The following is a 23,451-nucleotide window of genomic DNA, read 5'->3' as shown; positions in this document are numbered from 1 at the left end:
TCATTACGTTTCTGAAGCGGTACTTTTGCTCTCATAAATTCATAAAACTCGTCTGTTTCAGGAGTCCAATTCAAGATATCTTGTTTTCGGTGTCCATGATAAACCGGCTGGTTTTTACCCTTGTAGCCTTGTTCACCGACACGCGGGGGTAGAGTATCGCCACCGGCATGTACAATACCAGTTGGCAGTATCGTACCCATGGCTAGTGCTGATGCCAAAATGACCGCTAAATGTTTTTTTTTCTTTGTCTTCATGATTACACTCTCCTCTTTAATATTTATAAAAACGATAAACGTTTTTATCCAGGATAAAATGATTCCCCAGAAGACCTCCCTTCGTTATTATCGCCATGCAACATCTAAGTGGAGTTACCCAGAAATCTCTATAAGCGTTCCCTCCTACTCCGTTGCAAGCTTCAATATTTGAATTACAATCAGATAGTAATAAATACTTGAAAGTCTGAATACACGAAAAAGTATGCTTTCCTTCAAAATATCTCGGCTAAAGTTATTCAAAAAGATTGAATTTCACTGTTTTGTAATAGTCTCAAACAATTCCCCTGTTTATTAGAGCAGGACAGCAGATTCGAAAGTTCGTTATAGCCAATGTCTTTCAATCTAATGAAAAAATCCCAATAATCATAACGGAATGGTATTTTCCCCTATAGTTAGTTAAATAAAATCATCATCATCGTATTGCTAAATTTCACTCAATGGTCATTGGCTGGATGTGCTATTGTTGCTTTGTAATAAAGTTTGATTAAAAAAACCTCGTATGTAAGTGTAAATATTTCGTGTTATTCCAAGCATGGTCTAATGAGATCTTAGCCGGTAGTGGAGTTTGTAATATAATTCATACGGTTTACAAACTTAAATTTGAATTATCACACGTTTGCATCGTCGTAGGAATAGTTCGTCGGGCTTTACAATTCTTTCATCTAATTTTTACAAGAAATTGATATAAATCTGCTCCCCGTTTTATATAACAGCGGTAAGCTTACATCCATGTTCATAATTCATTCATTAACGGGGGAAAAAAAATGAGAACGAAACTAGCAAGTAAAATTGCAATTGCTGTATTAAGTGTTACGACGAGTTTTGCCGCTGCAACGTCTGCAATCTCGTTTGCTGAGCAATCGCAAATTCAACAACAAGAAGCGATCATGACCATTCTTCCGATTGACCGCGCTACCATCCTCGCGGGTCAAACGATTGACTTCCGAGTGGAACTGAACGGCAGCAAAGCAAATAAAGAAGATATGAAAGTAACCATTAACGGCGTAGACGCTGAAAAATATTTTGGGAAGCCTGCGGTTAAAACAAATACAGGAGAAACAAGTGCCGAATTTACAATCCGCGGCGTCAGCTTTAATAAGCCTGAGGCAATTAAAGTAAAGGCACAAGTGAATGTCGGTGGAAAGCTCGTTTCCAAGGAAGTAAACTACGAAGTTTATGCAGCTTATGGAAATGGTAAAAATGCTAAGAATGTTGTGTTGATGATTGGTGATGGCATGAGTGCCAATATTCGTACGGCCGCACGTGTCGTCTCTAAAGGAATAGAAGAAGGAAAGTTTAACGGTTGGCTTGAAATGGAGAAAATGGACCATATGGGTATGGTTACAACGTCCGGGATGGATTCCATCGTAACAGATTCGGCTAACTCTGCTTCTGCTTATGCAACAGGTCATAAAACGGCAGTAAGCGCTGAAGGTGTTTATCCCGACAATACAACTGATCCTCTAGATGACCCGCGTGTTGAAAATATCGTAGAACTCGTAAAACGCACCAAAGGAATGTCTACTGGCGTAGTTACCACAGCGGATGTAACAGATGCAACTCCAGCTGCAATGGCAACTCATACGCGCAATCGCGGCACTTCCGAGGCGATTGTTAATATGTTCTTTGAACAAGGGTCCCGTCCTGATGTCATTATGGGAGGTGGTTCTCAGTGGTTCTTGCCTGCAGATCAAGGCGGAAAACGTAAAGACGGAAAGAACATGGTTGACGTATTTAAAGATGCAGGCTACTCCTATGCTGCAAATGCGACAGAACTAAATAAGATCTCTAATTCTGATAAAGTATTAGGCTTATTTAAGAAAAGCACCATGGACGTGTACTATGACCGTGAATATCGTCCAAACCCAGACGTGTTAGGTAAGGACACCGACCAGCCGACGCTTATGGAAATGACCAAAATTGCAATTGATACATTAGATAACAATAAAAATGGATTCTTCCTTATGGTAGAAGCAGCTTCAATTGATAAGCAGGCTCATCCAATGGATATGGAGCGCCTCATTTGGGACACCATCGAGTTTGACCAGACCATTGGATTTGCAAAAGAATATGCAAAGCAGCACCCAGAAACCCTAGTAATCGTTACATCCGACCATGGTCATTCTATGACATTAAATGGTACGTATGATACGTCTGCAGCTGCAGGTAAAACAGGTGATGAACTTAGAGAATTTGTGGGAACCTACGAAAACTCTAAATTCCCAACATATGTGGATAATGACGGAGACGGCTTTCCGGACAATCCAGATTCCGATTGGAAACTTGCTGTCGGCTGGGGTAACCATCCGGATTATAACGATGATTTCTTATCGAATCAGAAACCGATGAGTCCTACGATTCAAGATCCAAACGTGAAAGATAAAACTTGGTATATTGCAAATCCTGAAAGAGATCCAAATGGTGCACATTTTAACGGAAATCTTCCTCATGATGAAGGCACCGAAGTTCACACATTTGATGATGTGCCAATTAATACGATGGGACCTGGTTCCGATCTGTTTACCGGATACATGGATAACACCGAAGTCTTCCGCAAAATGGTTACGGCGCTTGGTATCAATGCCGTAAATAAAGAGGTTGTTCCAGTTGCCAAAGGCATCAGCCTTAAAGTGAATGGGGAATTTAAACAATTGCAAGTCGCTCCGATCATCAAAAAGAATCGCTCTTACATTCAAGTTCGTGATTTGGTTGAAACGGTAGAAGGGAAATTGGAACTTCAAGCGGACAAGGTTATCATTGTTAAAGGGTCGGCTAAAGTTGAGCTACAGCTTAATTCAAAAATGGCAATAGTTAACGGCAAGAAAGTCGTTTTAGATGCACCAATGTTTGTTCAGAACGGACGCACATATGTACCGGTTCGTTTTATTACGGAAGCACTAGGTTATGAAGTAGTCATCACAAAATAAAAAAAATGCCAACGCAGATCTGTGCGTTGGCATTTTTTTTACCTCTTGGGGTCCCGCCACATGCTGTCAGCAGAAAATAAAGTATTAGACTGTCGCTGTTTTATTTAACTAACGTTTCCCGTTAGCGTAATGGAAACGAACATCATTCCACCCCCATACCCTCGGTAATCAGTTGAGTTTTAGCATCCACAGGAACTAAACTCCATATATTATCTTGGAGGAAAAATACATACTCATCTCCCTCCCGATTTTCAGCTAAAATAACAGCGTTATTACCAACCTGAGTTTCCTCTTTTACAAAGAAGGGTTGTTCATTGTTCATTGCCGATTCTCGGTAGACCCTTTCCATCTTATCCTTCCCAGTAGGACTTATGATGACTTCACCTTTTGAATTGTAGATATAATTTACATTGACAAAATTGTCCTTTGTCAATATCGGTACAATACCCCTGATATCCCTTTGCGAGTCAGTTATATCAAATCCTAATTTCCAATAATCACTTAACTCCTCGACTTGATATTCTTCTAAGGGATACACACTTACAACCGCGTTTCCTGTAAGAGCATATTTCTCACCGATGTGTTGTTCAATTTGCAACACCGTGATTAATTTTATTCCCAAATAAATAATTACAAGGGAAACTAACATCCAATCAACAAATAGCTTTCGTTTGATCGGAAGAAGGAAAATAACGATTCCGATTAAAATAGGAAACCAGACTGTGGGATCGCTAAGAAAAATGAGGTGCAGGGAGAAGGCCTTTTGTGAAATTGGATAGAACATATGTACTCCATGCCCCAGATAATCAACAAAGATGTGACCTATCAACACACTGCCCGTTACACTTATATATATGGATAAATAGGTGCGGTTAAAAATAAACCTCTTGAGTAGGTAAGCTATTGGTATCATTATCAAAGACATTATAAGAATGGAATGTGACCATGGCGAAATATCACGAGGTCCAAAAAAATCTGGGAATATACCAAAAAATCCTCCCATCGAAATAAAGGCGATTTTGTTATAGAAAGACATCTTTTGTCTTCCCGCCAGTACGGTGCAAATAACCCCCCCTACAAGAAAATGTGTAAGGATATGCATTGCTAACACGATCGAAATAAAAACACCCCATATCTTATTTGAATATGTAGTTCCCTTTCATAATAAAAATCACCTATACTTTTCCATTTTTGTCCACTTTAATCGTTATGTCAATAGAGTTTAGATGTTCTTTTAGTTCCACGCAAAAATTTCTAACTATTGAGCTATCCTGGCAGTTACTTAGATAAACAAATGAGGAGCTGTGCAAGCGCATACTCCTCAACTATCGTTTCCCGTTAGCTCAACGGTTTATTACCGTCTACAAGGTTTCAATCACCTTTGTTTAGTTAGGCTATAGTTCTCCGTTCGTATTATGAGCTGTGCCCTACGCTTACGGGCTTTGCCACTTCACTTCCACTCTTCCAATCCCGCTTTGTCCATTGTCAGGCAACACTTTTATCTCCATCTCTCCAGGCACTTCATGAATCTCCGTTACAATTGGTTCAGACGAACCGAGGAATAAGATGGTAAAGCAGAGCGTACCCATAAGAACAAGGGCTAGGGCTAGAAATAATATCCACTTGAGCGGCTTCGACACGCCTTTCATCATAAGCACCTCCTATAGTGACTAATGCATATTCATAAAACTACCCCTCTTTTTGTGTTGGTCACCTATTAGTCAACACCACCGCTTTTCATTAACCCGCGAAGATATCTGGGATAAATTGTATCATATGAGAACCATAAATCCATCTAATAGTTGCGCTAACCTGCCAGTTAGCTTAATAAAAATCAACAACAAAGTTTAACATAGCCAAAGGAATAAATGATATAATGGTAATAATTTCTAATGTGAGGGGCTTGAAGAAGTGCGTTTAATAAAAAATGCTTTATTGCTAGTCTTAATATTTAGTTCTTTATCGTTATTTGAGTATGGGAATTCGGTCAACGCTGCTAGTAAGCCACTCATTAAGGTCATTGTTGATGGTTCTGAGATTAAACTGCCCGTAAATCCGATCGAGGTTAAGGGCAGCGCAATGCTGCACGCAAAAAGTATTTTTGATGCGCTGAAAATCAGCTCGAAATTCGACAAAAAGTGGATTACAGTGAATCGCGGGGGAGTTACTTTTAAAGCAGAAGTAGATCAAACGCGTATTTATATCGGAAATCGAGAACTTCGTTTGACACAGCCGCCCATTGTAAAGGACGGACGCACTTATGTACCGGCACGATTCCTTGCCATTGTACTTGGCAAGGATGTGAAATACGATTCAAAAAATGGCCAACTGGTTTTCGGAATGACTGAAGATGCGAAAAAGGCTTTACTGCGTAGTTTGTTTGAGGCTGCGAGAAAGGGCGATGACGCTGCGGTTACAAACTTGATAAAGCGGGGAGCGGACCCGAATGGTAAATTACTCTTCGAATACTTAGATAATACACCATTAAATTATGCCATCTCTAATAACAGAACGGATGCTGCTCGTGCATTATTAAATGGCGGGGCTACAATCAAGGATGCTGGTCCAGACATAGGTTTTAGTGTAATTGTGCTTCAGAACGCTGAATTGATGGATTTACTGCTTACGTCAGGACTAGACCCAAATTACAAGGATAGGACGGGTTCGTTGCTGGAGTCAGCATCAGGCATTATTGGAATTTCTGAGAATGGAACTTTTTCAAAGGACTTGTATCCTTCCCCAGCTCTGGTTGATACATTGTTAAAGCACGGAGCTGACCCGGGGATAGACAACTCCCTCTATCGTGCTGTCCATGCTCAAAATTACAGTATTGTACAAGCTCTACTGAAAGCAGGCGCTGATCCTTATAAAACGAATCAACACGGCACTACACCGTATGATTTAAGTGTTCAGCGAAATATAAACCGTTGGCTGATCATACAGGAAAAGCGTGTTGGGCTGCCAACGCTGAGCATTACGGATGCTAAGGGGAACATAGTTGAAAATGGCAATTTAAATCTTCGTTCCATGGATGATCTTAAGAGCCCGCAATCCTATGTTGATTGGACTGCTGGACAAATTCACGTGGATGAGCCGAATGGCAAATATCAAGTCGTGAACGTAACGGTAGACGGTGGCACATATATTTTACCGCAAAGTTTTAACTTTACGATCCAAGGTGAGACGGTAACACCGAGCACGTTAAAATTGCCCGATTTCAATGTCAATGGTACGTTAAGCAGTGAATTAGTTCCCATAGATGGCGGTTATATTATGCTTTATCATAATCAAACATCTACATTAACTTTTATAAAAATTAATGCGAAGACGTTTAATCTCTATGCGCCTGCGGGGCAGTATCGGATCGTTGGATACCGTGATGTTTCTAATAAATCGCATAGTGTAGAAGCCGATGTCACCATTACTAATACAGGTGGAGTTCAGGCTATAGCAATCGATCTAAAAAAAGTGGATAACCCTATGAATCCATCGTAAAGAGATTATAAAAAGGGACCGCCCAAGGCTGAACTGTGACCCGGATTGTAGACGATTAAAACAAAGAGCCCTAGGCTCAGCTAGCAAGTAGGTGACCTCTGAATTCATCGAGGCCACTGAAAAAGTTCATCTTATAAACAGGATACCCTTCCTCGATTATTACGAGGAAGGGTATTCTGTTTTGCTGTATAATGGCTGTATTAATTCTAGGTGGTGTCTCGGATGATTTCAATGTCAGCAGAAAATAAAGTATTAGACTGGATGTCTTTATTCCACGCGGCTTTTGGAATTATCATACCGTCAGACTCCATAAAATAAGTTTTAGACTGAGCCTAGAAATTGAAACAGCGACAGCCAAGGACGAGAAAATAAAGTCCTAGACTGTCGCTGTTTTATTGAACTAACGTTACCCGTTAGTTGAACAAGAATCGCTTTTAAAAAGGTCACTTCCATTCAGAAAAATTTCAAACCGACTTACTAAACTACTCGTTCCTTAACTTGAGTAACGCAACTAACTCAACGAGCGTGAGTTGATAAAACAGATTTAGAAAATGATTATACTAAGGCTCACTTCTTCGTTTCGATCTAGATTAAAGCTTTAATAATTTCGTTGTCCATATCAAACATGAAGCAATTGTTATTGCACTTCTGTCGTTCCAATGTAAATGTTCTGTTTATCAAAAATGAGTTCGATTGGCTGATTATATAGTTTGTTAACTGTATTAATTTTTTCAACGAAAGGTCGGATGTAATCGTTCTGCTTTTCTTTAAATTGTTCCATAGTCCGCTCTGTTCTCTCTGAACCTTTCTTTTCTAGTTTTTTGCTAATAAATATAAAGGGCCCGCCCAATAATACTTTGCTAATATCTCGTTCCTTTATTAAATTATCGCCTACATCTCTGCTAAAGCTTGTCAATCCCTTTAACCCTTTGGACTGTATTGAGGACTGAGAATAACCTTCAATTTGGTCATAGTACATAGTGTAGAGTTCACGATACTTAAGTGAATAATCTTCTATTTTTTTAGAAATACCATCGAGATATGCTGACTCAAAGTTTCCTAAAAGAATTACTTCAAGGAATGAAGAAAAGGAATACAAATATAAAGCAAGTAGGTAGTCTTTAAACATAGACTGAATTTTTTTTAGTAGCTTTTCTACCCATTGATCCGAATAAACAAAAGACGACTTCTTATTTATTTCAGTAGTTATCAGGGCTCTGTATAAATCAATTTTTCTTTCTGCCTCCTGCTTGATACGCAGGACTATATTATAATTGCTATTTTTATATGTATCATTGTTCCAGTGGTATTTATAATTATTAAGAACATCCGTCAAAAAATTGAGATCACCTTTAAGATCGGACCTCTCTTTTTGAAGAAGAAAATCAAGGATTTCTTTCTGCATTTCTTGGATGTTGTCGAGTTTTTTATCAATGGTCGCTAGAGTCGCAGCCATAAATAGCATTGTTGGATTGCAGACAAGAGGATTCAACACGGCCTGTCCGCCACCTACTGCACCGTTTTCCTTCAAAACGCTACCTAAGTATCCAGAACCATTTTTAAATTCTGCTAGGTGTCCACCTTTTGGGATCGTTACTTTATATAATCCACTTGTAGCTCCACCTCCATTTATCACATTTCGAAACGCCGCAGTCAAAGGCTCAAAGGCAGTCCCGAGGGTTTTAACTCGCGATAGAGGCAGCTTTGTGTATTTAGCTACACAGATCTGTTCTTCTATAATGGCAGGGTAAAATTCAACATCTGTCATTGTCATTGCTTTTACAATTTCGCTTTTCCGCTCAGCGATTTCGTTAGTTTTTTCTGACATATCTTACTCACACCTTTTTCTTAATGTTCCGCAATTTATTCTATACCTTATGATTAACATTTTCTTAATGATTGCCAGATACCAGGACTAAATCTTAAATAAATTAACCACACTTCCAATTCTCCAAGAGATTATACCTAAACTGATTGCTATAATGACTAAACTTCCAACTTTTATAACCTCTAATTGTTCTTTATTCACAAATTTATCCCCAAAATAAATATCTTTGGGATTCTATTCTTCAATCAGCATTATAAATCCTTCTTCAAGTAACCTGCCCGTTAGTTGAGAAAATGGCAGCCAATATGCAGGCTGCCGTTTCTTTGTATTTATTGAGCTATCCATCTGCGTGCTCGTAGATACGTATTTAATAACTAAGCAACAAAGCCCGCTGACGCTCAGCGGGCTTTAACTATTTTACGGGGCTTGTAATTAGCGGGCTTAAACGTCTTCGCGATCTTGGGGACATCGTCATTGATCATGCGCCTAAGAAGATTTAGCTGCTTGGAGTATTTTTTGTTGAAGCCGTCCTTTGATTTGTTGTCGAAAAACTCATCGGGAGGCTCCTCCGGAGTGTAATAGGCGAATAGGCGCCCGTTCCCCGCGTAGAGGACGATGGAGGGCGAGTCTTCATAGCCTTTGTCGCGCCATTGCTTTCGGGTCATACGGTACATACTTACGGTGAAAATGTCTGTATACACTTTGCCGCGATACTTGAACAGAAATTGCACGCCGTATGCCTCATCGCCAGATCGGCCCGATCTTTTGATAACCAAATATGGTTTCCACCAATCAGGGATACGCATGCTGAATCCATACTTGGGATCGTAATATTTGATAACCGTTGCCCCCTTTTACAACTATTCATAGCTATAGAATATTCGGAGCAACTTAAGACGGTGTTAGTAAAAACGGATCTGCAAAGGAGATGCTCATGCCCAATCGCGATACGATCGGCGGGCACGCGAAAGCCGGCGGATTCGACCGTCAGACGCGGCGGCATACAGGATTCAAACGATAAATTGCTCTTTCTTGACTTGCTCAAACAATCCGATAGAGTGGTTTATTTTGATAAAATAACGAGTACGATCAGTTGAAAGTGGTGCAAATATTGATTGGCGGGAATATATGGAAGGCTTCCCCGAAGTGATTCAACAATCCTCCCTTTAGCTTAATGAAAACGGCAGCCGATTGGTTGGTCGGCTGCCGCAAAATCCTTTTCAACTAACGTTTCTCGTTAGTTCAGAAAAGCCCCGATGCTGTATCGCTACAGTTGGGGGCTAGGAGTAATTCATAAATTACAAAATCAGATAGTATGTTTCTTCCTTTCATTAACAAATGCTTCAATTAATAATATTAATTCAGATGTTTCTATAGAAGTAACATTATTCTCTTCACCATAATTGAGTACTATTTGTACATAGTCTGGTGTGATAGTGGTTGAGCAGATGTCGCCAGAAAAAGATTTTTCCTTTAATTTTCCATTCTGGACCTGGGTACAATAATCCTTAAACTTTTTACTCACATACTCACTTTGAATATCTGAATTCATAAATATCTCAACTACTTTAAGCTCATCTGGCAGCCTAAATACAAAGCTTTTGTCTCCGCCAATTTTAAGAAACTCAACTCGATAGTTATATTTCATCTTACATATCACACCTTATTTTCTCATGATTTTGTTATAAGAGAGGTTAATATATAGGATACGCAGTTATAATTCTTCCTTCCCTCACCTCTCCTATTTGTCTTTATCATTAAATACATAATTACAAAAAAAGGATGGACTAAAAGGACCATCTTATTCCACTAACCTGCCCGTTAGCTTAATGAGTTTTTGCACCAATTGTTCAGTCATCTAAGCCTTTATTTTCATCTTCTTTTGGATTTTTATGATCTAAATATCCTTTTATCGCTATAACTAGATTGAGAACACCTGTAATTATTATATTAATGTTTACAAGTAGTTGAGCGGGAGTAAAGGTTGCTGGTGTACCGTTACCAATAGGTCCTGTTTTCGGCTGGCTCGCATCCCAATAGACGTATAGTATCCCAATTAACGGTACTAGTATCGCTAAACAACTGGCTACGATATAACCAACATACTTATTCATTCCAATCTCCCCCTAAAAGTCGTTCATCGAAAATTGGTTTTAATACGATGTAAATATTTGAAAGTTCCAATTTTGGATAATTGTTCAACTATCCTGCCCGTTAGCTTAATGGTTGAGGAGCTGATTCATTGCAAAAATAGCCTGCTTGAACGGTATACAAGTTCAGGCAGGCTATTTTTTGTGTCACAACATATTTAAAACTCTGTTTAATATACGTTCTGATCGCATTCCAAGTCAATTAATAAAACTATGTGAGCTAGTTATTTAACTAACAATCCAGCACCCGTTGTAGGGTTTTTCGGCTTGCGGTGGAAGAGACGATCGAGACCTTTGTGCATTAGCGGAAGGACGAAACGGTCTAGTCCGATGCGGCCTGCATTGGTTCCGGCAAAGATGACAATCAATCCAAGAAGCAAAAGCCAAGGGTTAGTGCTTACAGTTCCAGCGAACATAAACATGAAGTTCATTAAAGCTCCGAAGAAAGCGGCAGTGACAGTCAATGTTCCAAGGATGAGTCCAAGTCCTACAAAGAATTCCCCCAATGGAATGGCGAAGTTGATGATCTTAACGTTCGGCAATGCAAAGTTTTCTATAAAAGCAGTGTAGGTCGGGTAAACCGCCCCGCCTGTAGCTTTATCGATTATCGGGTTGTTAACAGCTGCATTGAGGAAACCCGTTGCGTCAAAAGGCTTTGCGCCCGTAAGCTTATGCCATCCAGCGGTTAACCATGCATACCCAGCTATGAAACGGACGATAGTGACTAGTACAGCAGCGATTTTATGCTCTCTCCAAAATTTTAGCATGATACTCACTCCCACTCTTCATTGTTAGTTTTGAATACTTGGATGTTAAAAAGTTGACTTAGAGTTGTTAGCTTATCTGCAGACTCTCCGACATTTGAGATCGTGTTATATTCATCGGGATCACCGTCCTCGTTTAGTTTCTAGCTGCTGATAAGCTTGTTGTATTTGATGTCTTTATTATAAAACATAAAACGAATAGGATTTGTGAATTAAATCACAATGATGTGGCTAAGAGGTGACTACTTTGTGAATTGATTCACTTACTTTGCTTTGTCTCAACAAACGCTGACAAAAACCCGAAAACAGAGAGTTATTAGTCCTTGATCGTATATCATCGCCATCCCCTAAAATAAAACACCACTTCCGAAGAAGTAGTGTAGGATACTGTTTGATGATCTGTTACTGTCCTATGGGATAGACCGAGTCACGATAAATTAACTTGCACGGAAGCGATTCAAATGACGAGACGTGATCTTCAAGCAGCATATGGACGGCTCGTTTCCCCATATCCTTAAAGGGTTGAACCACACTGCTAAGCGGTATACGAAGATGAGGTGAGGAAGGCACCTCTCCCATTACAAAGAGAGACAAATCCTCCGGGATATTCACCCCATTCTCCAAAGCCCATCCCAGTACGGAGAGAGCCGACATGTAGTCTGCTGCAAAAACGGCTGTACATTCGGGATGTTTTTTCATCCAGCTTCCGAGTACATTAACAATATCCTTCTGGCGTTCCGGTCGGTAAACCATCCAATCCGGTTGCGCCATCAACCCGTATTCCGCCAAAGCATCCGTGTACCCTCTTACTTTAAGATAATAATTCGATAGATCTCGCTGTAGCCCGAACAAAAGGATCTGCCGATGGCCATGTTCAAGCAAATGGCTAATCGCCTCATGGGTGCCTTCTCGCGTGTCGGAGTTGACCCACTTGGCTTCCGGAAAAGTAAACTCGGATCCTAGCACAACAAAACGGTCCCCGCGCTCAAGCGCTTCCGTCAAAAAAGGATAATCGGATAGTGCCGGTGTAATGACAATCCATTCATCCAGGCGTTCAAATCTCCTGCTGTCATTCAAATCGATAAACTGAACCGAGTATCCTTCTCTCCCAGCCGCTGAACGGATTCCTTCCATCATGGCTTGCACGGAATAGTAGACGCTTCCTTTGACATTGCAGAGAAGAACTGAAATGGTACGAGGTTGGATGTTCTCTTCGACGGGAGAAGAGCTTACAAATGTCCCTTTTCCTTTCTCCGCGTACAACTTCCCTTCCAAAATCAACTCTTGGATCGCGCGGTTCACGGTAGCCCAGCTGCAGCCGAATTTCTCGGTGAGCGCCCAACGGCCAGGAAGCAGATCATTCGGGAGAAGCTGCTTTGTTCGGATTTGCCGGGCTATTTCCCGCTTGATTGAAAGATATTGTGGAACATTATCCCTCATAGGTTCCTCCCTTGAGTACAATTACGCTTCCAGACTACATCAGGTTGTACTCATTCAAATCCTCCTGCTTCGGGTTTTTCTATAGAAAAATAACAACATAGCGGCTATCACCAGTTCCCCTAAAATCATAAGCGCTTCTGAAGTCGAAAACTGCAGTCCACCGATCGGAAGAATTGCTACTTGAGAAAATAACAGCAGAAAAATCAGAACCGCATTTATCAGCATGAACTTGTTCCACATTTGTCCTTGAATCCCGCTTTTGTACAACTTGAATTGAATGAAAAATACGCTTGTCAGCCATAGCAAGCCAAATGAGAGAAAAGCAAAGGTCTGAATAGCATCCCACGACCAGGTACTGATCGCGCTTATAATCAAGAGTTGGGCGACCAGCGTGCGTAGTGACAGCCATAGGGCTAAACCAATCAGAGACGGCAATATGGTTAAGATCCAAGATAAGAGCATGGCGTGCGCTTTACGCCGTTCTTTCTCGATAATTGAATCCATATTCGACTATTCCCCCACCTGTACTTTCGCTTTTTCCAGCTTGGACAGCAGCAAAGCACGGGTTTCTTCACTGTCGACCAGCCTGGTTTTACGAACATATTCCATTAATTTATTTAATTTCTTCTTAATACGTACAGAGTCCCTTCCCCCGTTCAACCATTCTTCCGGCAGGTTACTCGTTTCTGTGATGTGTTCAAGAATCCGATGCTTCCTCCCGACCGTGTAGTCGACTAAGATCCGAATCATCCATACGGTTCCCAAAATGAAAGCAATCATTGCAATCAAGTATAAGAGAATAGCACCGACAATTGGAGTCATGATTTCACTACTCCCTGAAGCGCCAACTCATCGGCTAGGTGACAGGCGACAAAATGATCCGGTCCGACCTCTCTCCATTCCGGTTTTTCCTTCCTGCATACATCCTGAGCATACTGGCAGCGAGGATGGAAGTAACACCCTGACGGCGGATTGGACGGGTTAGCGACTTCGCCGGACAATACGATACGCGTAGATTTCTTACGCGGATCCGGAATCGGCTTAGCCGATAGCAGTGCTTCCGTATAAGGATGCTTGGGCTGTTTAAACATATCGTCTGTTTTCGCGGTTTCGACCATGCGTCCAACATACATGACGCCTACACGATCCGATATATGTTGAATGACGCCTAAATCATGGGATATAAACAAATAACTGAGGCTTAGCCGCTTCTGCAAATCTCGAAGTAGATTCAGAATCTGGGCCTGTACCGATACATCGAGCGCGCTAACGGCCTCATCACATACGATAAACCTGGGATTAGTTGCTAGTGCACGGGCAATACCAATCCGTTGCCGCTGTCCTCCGCTGAATGCGTGAGGGTATCTTTCCAGGTGCCTGCTGCTTAAGCCAACCATCTCCACAAGTTCCTTGACGCGCTCCCTAAGCTCTTCCCCTTTAGCCATACCATTACAGACTAGCGGTTCGCCGACGATATTCTCAACCGTCATTCGGGGATTCAGAGATGAATACGGATCTTGGAAGATCAACTGAATATCTCTGCGAAACCTCCTAAGCTCTTTGGAATCGAGACCATTCAAATCCTTCATTTTCCCGTCCCGATCTCGAAAAAGAGTAACACCCTCAGACGGCTCGATCGCACGCAGTACACAACGTCCAAGCGTTGTTTTACCGCATCCCGATTCACCAACAAGACCAAAGGTTTCACCTTCCCGAATGTAGAAATTCACGTCGTCAACCGCTTTTACAAAACCTACCGTCCGCTGTAGAAATCCTTTTTTGATCATAAAATATTTCTTCAGGGATTGGACATTCAGGATCTCTTCGCTAATGCTCATTACCGACACCCCCGGGGTTTTGTTCTTCTGCAAACAGACATCTCACGTAATGGTTTTCGCTCACCATGAATAGAGGGATGTCCGTCACATTGCACACACCTTCCTCCGCTCTTGGACACCGGGAATAAAATCCGCAGCCTTCCGGAAGGTTCATCGGAAAAGGTACGCTTCCTTCAATGGATTCCAAACGTTTGTTTCTGCTGGAAACGGAAGGAATAGAGTTTAACAAAGCTTTCGTATAGGGGTGCCTTGCGCCGTAGAAAAGTGTATCCACATCGGTGTATTCTACGACTTTACCTAAATACATTACAGCGACATCATCGGACATCTCTGCGATTACACCCAAATCATGGGTAATAAAGATGACGGATGTCCCCGTATTTTCCTTCAGCTCGTTAATTAGTTGCAGTACCTGAGCCTGAACGGTCACGTCGAGTGCCGTTGTCGGTTCGTCTGCAATGAGTATATTCGGATGGGATGCTAGAGCCATGGCGATCATCGCCCGTTGTCTCATCCCGCCGGATAGTTGATGCGGATATTCGTTCATCCGCTGCACAGGATTGGACATGCCGACGCTCTGAAGCGTATCAAGCGCTATGTTTCTTGCCTCCGTTTCATCTTTTGTCCGATGGAGAAGAACGGCCTCAATGATCTGATTACCGACCGTATGAATAGGCGAGAACGCTTTCATTGGTTCTTGGAAGATCATCGCGATCTCTCCGCCTCGGATACTTCGGATTTCTTTTCCTTTATCATCCAGCTTAACTAAGTCGACCGTCTCCGAATTCTCCGCGCTATCCCGCTTTAACAGGATCTGGCCCTCCACTGTTCCAGGATGCGGCACGATGCGGAGCAGCGCCTGAGAAGTAACGCTTTTGCCGCATCCGCTCTCTCCGACGATGCCCAGCGTTTTCCCTTTTCGAATCGTGAGGTTCACGCCGTCTACTGATTTTAGCTGTCCTTCATTTAGATGAAAATGTACCTTTAAGTCTTTAACCTCCAAAATAACGTCCGAGTTTGCAGCGTCAGCGCCGGCGAATTGTTTTTTTACATCCACACTCATGGATAGCCCTCCTTATTTGTAGGGGTCGGCTGCATCGCGAAGGCCGTCTCCAAGAAAGTTGAACATCAGCACAGTCAATATGATAAGTGCAGTAGGCCATAACAACCAAGGATGGTAAGCTAGCGTCTCCAGATTTTGCGCATCCTGGAGAAGGACGCCCCAACTGACCACCGGCGGCATCAGTCCGATTCCAAGAAAGCTGAGCGCGGTTTCACCGAGTATGGTAGCCGGAATTGATAACGTTACACTGACAATGATATAGCTGGCAAAGGAAGGCAGAAGGTGTTTGGTCACAATCCGCATGTCACTCGCTCCTGCCAAACGAGCCGCCATCGTAAAGTCTTCTTCTCGTAAGGATAAGATTTTCCCCCTTACGACCCTAGCAAGTCCCGTCCATCCGATAATTGAGAAAATGATGATCATGCCAAAATAAATCTCCAGTGCTGACCAGTTTCGCGGCATTGCCGCAGCTAAGGCCATCCATAACGGGATGGTGGGGATACAGATCAACAGATCAATTGTACGCTGTATGACGGTATCCGTAAGGCCTCCAAGATAGCCGGAGAGGCCTCCGAGCAATAATCCTAATACCAGAGTCAAGACAATTCCAAGAATACCGAAAGCCAGAGATATCCTTCCTCCATAAAGCATTCGTGTCAGGAGGTCACGGCCGAGATCATCGGTTCCCGCTAGAAACATCGGGGCATTAGGATCTTTGGTCCCGAATAGATGAATGTCTGAATTAAATAAACCCCACATTTTATATTCCGGGCCTTTTACGAGAAAATAAATATAAAGCGGCTTGGATTTATCCTCCTGGAAAGTACGGCGAAACGTTTTTTGATCCATCGTCATTTTCATGTCGTATACGAAGGGACGGAGGCTGAATCCCGTTTCCTTGCTGTAAAAGTGAATGCCCTGTGGCGGCGCATTCTTGTATTCGGAGAATCGTTCTAGCGGAACCTTCGGTGACAAAAACTCACAGAAGATGGCGGTCAGATACAAGAGAATCAGCACGATCGCCGCAAACATGGCCAGCTTATGTTTCTTGAATTTCCACCACATAAGCTGCCATTGTGAGGCAACTTCGAAAGCTTCCATCTTCTCAGGCTTCTTCGTTTTTTTTGATCTAAACCGGTACGATTTCCATTTTTCAAGAACTGTATTCAATCCGCAACCCCCCCAAAACGAATCCGCGGGTCAAGCCACGCAAGTAAAATGTCGGACAGCAGCGTTCCGAGAACAGTCAGTACACTAAGAATAAGCAGAAAGCTTCCGGCTAGATACATATCTTGGAACATCAGTGCACGCAAGAGGATTGGCCCCGTCGTCGGGGTATTCAGAACGATCGATACGATCGCTTCACCCGAAATGAGTGCGGGCAGCGTCCAGCCGATCGTGCTGATCAATGGATTTATCGCCATCCGAACCGGGTACTTATACAGCAGCTTCCCTTCTTCGACCCCTTTGGCACGCGCCGTTATGACATACTGCTTCGATAGTTCGTCAAGCAGCATGCCGCGCATGACCCGGATGAGTCCCGCAGTACCAGACATGCCGATCAGGACGACGGGTAGAACAAGTCTGGGAAGCATGTTGAGCACTTTATCCATGCTCCAAGGGGCATCCACGTATTCCGGTGAGAATAGTCCCGTTACCGACACACCTGTATTGACAAATACGACATACAGGATAAGCAAGGCAATCAGGAAACCTGGAACCGCGAGTCCGATGAAGCCTATGAAAGTAAACACATAATCCAGTATCGAGTACTGGTGAGTGGCAGAATAAATCCCGATCGGAATTGCAACAATCCAAACGAAAATTAATGAAATGACTGAAATGACCATTGTCAGCATAAGCCGATCACCAAGCACTTCGGACACGGGTTGGTTCCATTGGAAAGACCGACCCAGATCCCCCTCGAGCAGCATGTTCTTCATCCAGACTAGATACTGCATAATAAAAGGCTGGTCCAGTCCGTACTGTTTCTGTAGATTTAGAATGGTGCCTTCATCCACGGCCGTACCTGACAACTCCAACTGCTGAATATAGGTTTCAAGAAAATCTCCAGGAGGCAGTTGGATAATGAAAAAGACAATAATGCTGATCGCGATGAGCAGCGGAATCAACTGCAGCACACGGTTGCCTATGTAGTTGAGCATTGTTTTCCTCCTTTAGTAGTTATCAGGCTGCGAAGAGAGTAAGCCCAGGCGACTGACGCTTCCTCAGTGTCTGGGCTTTATGGACTCGTTTCCTTATTCGGCGTAGAAGAACTGTTCGCCACTGAAGTTGGCTGCGATCGCGAATGCTTGTTCATTCGGGATGTTTTTCAGCTTACTATTCACGATCAGCGGCTGCTTCACATTCTCAATGTGAATGAAATAATAATACTTCTCGCCCATAACCTTCTTCAGTTCCTCGAACGTCGCTCTCGCGTCTTCGGGTTTGCTGATAGACGATTTATCAATCATATTGAAAAATTCACTTGCTTCATCCGACGGCTTAACGCCTTTTTTGCCTCCCGACGTATGGTACAGATCCCATGCGGGAGCCCATATGCTCTGACCCCAATCGCCATAATACCAGAGCGGGGTTGTAGTCCAGATCATCGTAGCCTTCAATTCATTTGCTTCACGGCGTTTACCCCAAAGCGCCTGGTCGATCGTTTTCATCTGAACATCAAGCCCGAGTTGCTTCCACATCTCTACGATTAATTCCGTCAGCGGTACAATATCGGGCGCCTGAGCCCCGACTTCAAACGGAATCGTAAACTTCTTGCCATCCGGTCCTTGCCGAAAGCCGTCCGGCCCTTTCTTCATTCCCATCTCATCCAACAACTTATTGGCTTCTTCAATGTTATAAGTCGGGTCTTCAATTTTAGAAGGCTCCGCAAATCCGAAGTAAATGGTATCAATAACCTCATCACGGTCAATCGCCATGTTCAGAGCTTTGCGAAAACGAACGTCCTGCACAACCTTTTGCCAATTCGTGTCTTTATGCGATAAATTTAGGTGTATGTCGCTTGGCGTTACGTGCATGTTCGACAGCAGTGCCGAGTACCCATTCTTCTCGTTTTCCTTGTACAGAGGCATCTTTACTAGAGCAGCTGATTCACGCAAAAAATCGACTTCGCCGGCAATGGTTTTGAGCGTGACCATTTCGATGTCCTGCACGAGCGTGCTTTGAATCGTGTCGATGTACGGAAGCTGATTGCCTGCCGGATCCACTTTAAAGTAATAAGGGTTCCGTTCGAACGTAGCGTTCGTTTTCGTTTTCTTCACGAACATCCAAGGATACAGCACCGGGTACCCAACGGCTTTCGAATTAGTCAGTTCCCAGTTCGTAATATCTTTATCATTGAAGAGGTTTACCCACTCGCCTTTCTGGAAGCCTAACTTTTTGATTTCCGGCTCCAAGGCAGCCAAATCAGTATATTTAGTGTGGAACTGCTTCAGATAATGCGACGGTCGAATCAGTTCGGTGTAACCCCTCCAGCCCTGAATCGTAAGACGGATTAGCAATCCACCATATGGCTGGTCAAAAGAGATCTTGAAGGTATACTCGTCAACGAGTTCAAATTTCATAGGCGTCCCAGAAGTACTTCCACCCGATTTAAGCCAACCTGGGAAAATCGGAGTAAGCTCCTTGTTGAACAAAATGTCTTCAACGGTAAACCGGACATCCTCCGTCGTTACCGGCTCGCCGTCCGACCACTTCAAGCCTTTACGCATGAAGAAGGTGAATGTCTTCTCATCCTCACTCATCTCGTAGCCCTTCAGTACATTCCCTGTAATTTCTTCGCCCAAAATACCAGGAGTGTTCAGCAGCGGCTCATTGTTCATGACGAACACATCCGCATCCCAATCCACAGCGGACGTTACGGTCCGAAGCGTGCCGCCGTATTTGCCGATTTCGTATTTGAGTTGAGAAGCCGGCATTTCATTTGTGATTTTATAGTCTTCAGGCAGCCTTTCTTTAACCGGCTGAAGCGACTTAGAATCTAATAGGGGAGACTGTTTGAAATCTGTAATTATCGCTGGTACTGCGGCATTATCCCCGGTACCGCCTGCACCTGCCTCGTCAACCTGTTCTCCCTTGCCTGCGGCAGGTTCGGTTTCTGCCTTATTATTATTTTCGTTCACTGGACCTCTGGACGATTCCGCACCTCCGCCGCTGAGGCATCCGCTTAACACCGTTGTTAAAGTAAGCATCGTGATGAAAAGCAATGACACCCCTTTAATCATTTTCCTTTTCATAGACATCCTCCTTTTTATGATAAACTTTAGGCGATTCCCTCCTCGTCAATACCGTAAGCGCTTACAAACTAAAGTGAAAGTTTATAAGCTTATATAGATATGTATATATTTGACCGAGTGGGAATTTGGATCGGGCACCTCCATTCATGCTTATTTAACATGACGGTTACACTTCTGGATCGTAACGAATATGATTTTAGTTACGCCTTTATCATACAAAAGGAATGTCCTAGCGTATTTACAAAAACAGTAGATAATTTTACACTTTTTCTAGTTTTTGATCGGGGAGCTGCCTGAATTCGCTCGGTGTAAGTCCAGTTTCTTTTTTGAAGTTGTTGCTAAAATAATGAATGCTCGCATATCCCAAGCTCTCGGCGATCGAATCTATCGGATCCCCTTGCAGAAGCGCCTGCTTCGCTTGTTTTATTCGCTCGTCTATCAGATATTGCTTAGGATTTTTGCCGACTTCGCGATAGAAAAGCCACGTAAAATAACTAGGATGGTATCCGCATAGCTTAGCCAGTTCCGTCACGGACCATAATTTTGCCGATTGCTCTCGCATGATAGCCAGTGCAGGCTCGATTTTGCTGACGGGCTCCTCGGGTGCCCGATTCCCCAGATGTCTGACAATAACCGTAATCAGCTCCATCAGCAGAGCCCTCAGTACAAACGGGTAGCCAACATACTCGTTTTGATATTCCTTCACGATTCTCATCATTAATGTTTCCACTCCGGCAATGGAAAAATGATGTGGAATTGTAATATCACCGCAGCCGGAAACTGTTAGCTTACAGGAATCGGCTTTCTCCCTTATCTCTTCCGGGGACACGTATCGGATCAGATAATCGGGGTGAACCGGTTCCAGGGAGGATTCATTCCATGAAAAATGTAAACTGAAAAATTCAGTCGGACGGATCACTGAGAGGACATGAGGGGTTTTTGACCCGTAAAAGACACATTCCCCAGGCAGGATTCGATAGCGATCCGGGCCCAGCTGAAGCAGAGCTTCCCCAGATATGACACAGAAAAATTGCGAATCCGGAATTACACGCGGCCCCCATCGCTCACCAGGCTCGGAATACGAGCGGCTTGCAAAATTAACAGTAGGGGTAAGACCACTTAAAGTTCCAATGTGCATAAATATATCTCCTCCCACGCTTCGCAAAAATATTGAAGTTGTGTATTTCTCTGGTAACCATCCGATGCATGATTACGTGACCGTGAAACCCGGAGAATATCACTTCACACTCCTTTCATTGACATGGGCAAATCCCAGAATCCCTACACCAATCAGTAAATTCATCAAAACTCCTCCGCCTGCATATTGTTCAAACCTTTACAGGAAACGTTTCCTGATTTCATCTTAATCAACATACCGACAGGTTTCATGGCTGATCTTGACAATAACCATTTCGATCCAGACCAATTCGACCACTAGAGGCTCCCAGATGCACATAATCCCGAAATAAAAAAAACGCCGGGTTTCAATTGCCCCCGGCGCAAGACGAATCTATTCTTTTGGTAGATTTCCCGTCACAGCGTATCTCTCATTCCTGCTCCTGTGACGCTTCCTTGATGACCGGCATCCCGGCTTCAACCAAACGTTTGTTACGAATGAAGAAAATGGACAGTATCACTATAAACACCCCTGTTACAACAAGCAGCCATTCAATCTCGATTACATCCGAAAGCGGACCGAATATCAGCATTCCGATTGGCATCATGGAAGTTGATATCATACCGAATACGCCGAATATGCGTCCCAAGTAATCCGGATCTACCTTCTCCTGCAGCATGACGGTCGTTGGTGTATTAAAGATTGGTATTGCAACGCCGAATACAGCCATCATAGCCAGATAGATCCAAAATACAGGTACAATACCCAAAGCTAACGTACAAACGCCCATAATCAATCCAGCGAAAGTCATCGTATATACTTTGTTGCGGAAGCCGCCCCATGATGCAATAATTGCTCCGCCAGCCATCATACCGATAGAGAAAGCAATTTCAATGGCTGTCAATCGCCAATAATCATCTCCAAAGCTGCGAGTCACTTGCAACGGTGTTAAAAATGCAGCCGGCGCCATCAATACAAAGAAAAAGGCGAAAAAAATAAAAAAGGCTTTGAGAAAGCTGTGATTTTTAATGTAGCTCAAGCCCTGTTTAAAATCATCCAAATAGCTAGTCGTTTGCTTATCAGTTGCTTTTTTGTGCAAAGGTATTTTCAAAAAGGTAAACAACGTAAAGATCGCTATCGCCGCTGTGATAACATCGATAAAGAAAATGACTTCGATCGTTGCCATTGTGAGCAACGTCGCGCTTACGATAGGTGCAACAAACATCATGAGCGCTTGAAGACTCCCGTTTATTCCATTTACTTTCGTAAGCTTATCCTCTGGTACGATTTGAGGTAATATTGCCCCAACTGCAGGCGTTTGAATGCCCGCTCCGAGCGCACGAACAGCAGCGATGGCAAACAACAACCAAATCTCATCATAGCCCAGCAAAAATGTAATGGCCAGAACCAGTGTGACAAAGGCAATCATCGCATCTGCAATTATAATAAGATATTTTCGGTTGAATCGGTCCGCCCACACACCTGCAAATGGGGATAACAGAAAGGTAGGAATGAATCCGCAAACAATAAATAGCGTCATCATCATACCCGATTTTGTTGTGAGCGTAACGTACCACATAATCGCATATTGAACTAATGCAGAACCAAATAACGAAAAGGTTTGACTACTTAGAAAGATAATAATATCTCGTTTCCAATGTTTTTTATTATGGTCCTCGGTTTGTGTCATTATCTTGATCTTACTCCCTTCTTCCCTGAATTAGTTCATAGACTACTTGTAATTTGTCTTGTTTGGTGATTTTTCCTTGTTTTTAACTAAGGCATTCAACTTTTTTAAATACGCATTCTCCATACGCAAACGTTCAACCTCTGCTTGTAAGGCCTCTACAGAACCTTCTACTGGCGTTTGATTCTTTTGTTCTTTTGGACCTTTCTTCATGGATGAGCACCCCTTTTTCTTTAGTTGTAGGGCATCTACTAAATCTAAGCCTCTTTTCCAGCTTAAAATGGTACTATGACTCGCGATATTAAATACCGCAGCCGCTTCTCTAACCGACGTCCCATGTTCGTTCAAGTGATTAAGTACATCTAGTTTATCTTGTACGGAATATGATGTATATGTATTTATTCATCTGTACTGAACCTGGTCATAGAAAAACTGCACCTCCAATTGTTATATGGTGTCTAACAATTGGGGTGCAGTTCACCTTTAAAATAAAAATTTAACCAACAATAAATATATCCATACTAACCCTGAAAATATTATTCCCATCTTTTCGATTCTTGATTTATACTTTTTCTTAATCAATATGTAAATAATTAAAATCGGCCATA

21 protein-coding genes and 1 pseudogene are annotated in these 23,451 nt (G+C 42.7%); 3 read left to right on the top strand and 19 right to left on the bottom strand.

Features of this window, described 5'->3' with window-relative positions; translation table 11 throughout:
* A partial coding sequence (locus AC0YN6_RS25780; RefSeq protein WP_475750509.1) for a hypothetical protein occupies window positions 1-254 on the bottom strand: 254 nt, incomplete at its 3' end.
* A gap of 785 nt (window positions 255-1,039) precedes the next feature.
* Here AC0YN6_RS25780 and AC0YN6_RS25775 point away from each other — a divergent pair.
* Window positions 1,040-3,202 carry an alkaline phosphatase gene (locus AC0YN6_RS25775; RefSeq protein ID WP_475750508.1) on the top strand — a complete coding sequence of 721 codons (2,163 nt, stop codon included), beginning with the start codon at window positions 1,040-1,042 and terminating at the stop codon, window positions 3,200-3,202.
* A 142-nt stretch (window positions 3,203-3,344) separates the two neighbouring features.
* On the opposite strand, the gene AC0YN6_RS25770 is transcribed toward AC0YN6_RS25775, so the two are convergent.
* On the bottom strand, window positions 3,345-4,238 hold the full coding sequence (locus AC0YN6_RS25770) for a metal-dependent hydrolase (RefSeq protein ID WP_475750506.1): 894 nt from the start codon (window positions 4,236-4,238) through the stop codon (window positions 3,345-3,347).
* A gap of 397 nt (window positions 4,239-4,635) precedes the next feature.
* Window positions 4,636-4,854 carry a hypothetical protein gene (locus AC0YN6_RS25765; RefSeq protein ID WP_475750504.1) on the bottom strand — a complete coding sequence of 73 codons (219 nt, stop codon included), beginning with the start codon at window positions 4,852-4,854 and terminating at the stop codon, window positions 4,636-4,638.
* A 259-nt stretch (window positions 4,855-5,113) separates the two neighbouring features.
* On the opposite strand from AC0YN6_RS25765, the gene AC0YN6_RS25760 reads away from it, so the two are divergent.
* Window positions 5,114-6,697: a stalk domain-containing protein gene (locus AC0YN6_RS25760; protein WP_475750503.1), complete on the top strand. Its 1,584-nt coding sequence runs from the start codon at window positions 5,114-5,116 to the stop codon at window positions 6,695-6,697.
* A 637-nt stretch (window positions 6,698-7,334) separates the two neighbouring features.
* Here AC0YN6_RS25760 and AC0YN6_RS25755 read toward each other — a convergent pair.
* Complete coding sequence (locus AC0YN6_RS25755; RefSeq protein ID WP_475750501.1) at window positions 7,335-8,525, bottom strand: hypothetical protein; 1,191 nt, start codon at window positions 8,523-8,525, stop codon at window positions 7,335-7,337.
* 398 nt (window positions 8,526-8,923) lie between these two features.
* Window positions 8,924-9,301 carry a hypothetical protein gene (locus tag AC0YN6_RS25750; RefSeq protein WP_054024922.1) on the bottom strand — a complete coding sequence of 126 codons (378 nt, stop codon included), beginning with the start codon at window positions 9,299-9,301 and terminating at the stop codon, window positions 8,924-8,926.
* Between the two features lie 123 nt (window positions 9,302-9,424).
* On the opposite strand from AC0YN6_RS25750, the gene AC0YN6_RS25745 reads away from it, so the two are divergent.
* Window positions 9,425-9,622 (top strand): hypothetical protein, encoded by a 198-nt coding sequence (locus tag AC0YN6_RS25745; RefSeq protein WP_475750499.1) that lies wholly within the window; start codon window positions 9,425-9,427, stop codon window positions 9,620-9,622.
* Between the two features lie 209 nt (window positions 9,623-9,831).
* Here AC0YN6_RS25745 and AC0YN6_RS25740 read toward each other — a convergent pair whose 3' ends face one another.
* From AC0YN6_RS25740 to AC0YN6_RS25675, 14 genes and pseudogenes are all read right to left on the bottom strand, one after another.
* Complete coding sequence (locus AC0YN6_RS25740; protein WP_056620486.1) at window positions 9,832-10,173, bottom strand: hypothetical protein; 342 nt, start codon at window positions 10,171-10,173, stop codon at window positions 9,832-9,834.
* A 202-nt stretch (window positions 10,174-10,375) separates the two neighbouring features.
* The gene (locus AC0YN6_RS25735) at window positions 10,376-10,639 is read right to left on the bottom strand and encodes a hypothetical protein (protein WP_475750498.1); all 264 of its coding nucleotides are present in this window, start codon (window positions 10,637-10,639) and stop codon (window positions 10,376-10,378) included.
* A 260-nt stretch (window positions 10,640-10,899) separates the two neighbouring features.
* The gene (locus tag AC0YN6_RS25730; RefSeq protein ID WP_475750496.1) at window positions 10,900-11,442 is read right to left on the bottom strand and encodes a DoxX family membrane protein; all 543 of its coding nucleotides are present in this window, start codon (window positions 11,440-11,442) and stop codon (window positions 10,900-10,902) included.
* Window positions 11,443-11,841: 399 nt separating this feature from the next.
* Window positions 11,842-12,879 (bottom strand): LacI family DNA-binding transcriptional regulator, encoded by a 1,038-nt coding sequence (locus AC0YN6_RS25725; RefSeq protein ID WP_475750494.1) that lies wholly within the window; start codon window positions 12,877-12,879, stop codon window positions 11,842-11,844.
* A gap of 54 nt (window positions 12,880-12,933) precedes the next feature.
* Window positions 12,934-13,383, bottom strand: coding sequence for a hypothetical protein (locus AC0YN6_RS25720; protein ID WP_475750492.1), 450 nt, complete (start codon window positions 13,381-13,383; stop codon window positions 12,934-12,936).
* Window positions 13,384-13,389: 6 nt separating this feature from the next.
* Window positions 13,390-13,701, bottom strand: a complete 312-nt coding sequence (locus AC0YN6_RS25715; RefSeq protein WP_475750490.1) for a hypothetical protein — start codon at window positions 13,699-13,701, stop codon at window positions 13,390-13,392.
* Window positions 13,698-14,711 carry an ABC transporter ATP-binding protein gene (locus tag AC0YN6_RS25710; RefSeq protein WP_475750518.1) on the bottom strand — a complete coding sequence of 338 codons (1,014 nt, stop codon included), beginning with the start codon at window positions 14,709-14,711 and terminating at the stop codon, window positions 13,698-13,700. Before AC0YN6_RS25710 ends, AC0YN6_RS25715 begins: the two co-directional genes overlap by 4 nt.
* A complete protein-coding gene (locus tag AC0YN6_RS25705; RefSeq protein WP_475750489.1) occupies window positions 14,707-15,780 on the bottom strand; it encodes an ABC transporter ATP-binding protein in 1,074 nt (357 codons plus the stop codon). The genes AC0YN6_RS25710 and AC0YN6_RS25705 overlap by 5 nt, the downstream gene beginning before the upstream one ends.
* A gap of 12 nt (window positions 15,781-15,792) precedes the next feature.
* Window positions 15,793-16,950: an ABC transporter permease gene (locus AC0YN6_RS25700; protein WP_475750487.1), complete on the bottom strand. Its 1,158-nt coding sequence runs from the start codon at window positions 16,948-16,950 to the stop codon at window positions 15,793-15,795.
* Window positions 16,947-17,945 carry an ABC transporter permease gene (locus tag AC0YN6_RS25695; protein WP_475750485.1) on the bottom strand — a complete coding sequence of 333 codons (999 nt, stop codon included), beginning with the start codon at window positions 17,943-17,945 and terminating at the stop codon, window positions 16,947-16,949. Before AC0YN6_RS25695 ends, AC0YN6_RS25700 begins: the two co-directional genes overlap by 4 nt.
* Window positions 17,946-18,038: 93 nt before the next feature.
* Window positions 18,039-20,039, bottom strand: coding sequence for an ABC transporter substrate-binding protein (locus AC0YN6_RS25690; protein ID WP_475750483.1), 2,001 nt, complete (start codon window positions 20,037-20,039; stop codon window positions 18,039-18,041).
* A gap of 259 nt (window positions 20,040-20,298) precedes the next feature.
* A complete protein-coding gene (locus tag AC0YN6_RS25685; RefSeq protein WP_475750481.1) occupies window positions 20,299-21,177 on the bottom strand; it encodes a helix-turn-helix domain-containing protein in 879 nt (292 codons plus the stop codon).
* A gap of 409 nt (window positions 21,178-21,586) precedes the next feature.
* Window positions 21,587-22,846 (bottom strand): MFS transporter, encoded by a 1,260-nt coding sequence (locus tag AC0YN6_RS25680; protein ID WP_475750479.1) that lies wholly within the window; start codon window positions 22,844-22,846, stop codon window positions 21,587-21,589.
* Window positions 22,847-22,931: 85 nt separating this feature from the next.
* A pseudogene (locus AC0YN6_RS25675) lies at window positions 22,932-23,233 on the bottom strand (IS3 family transposase); the annotation flags it as partial.
* Window positions 23,234-23,451 lie beyond the last annotated feature (218 nt).

Source organism: Paenibacillus sp. J22P15, assembly GCF_056269345.1.
The sequence above is the reverse complement of the archived record's forward strand: the minus strand, read 5'-3'. Positions and strand labels throughout refer to the sequence as shown.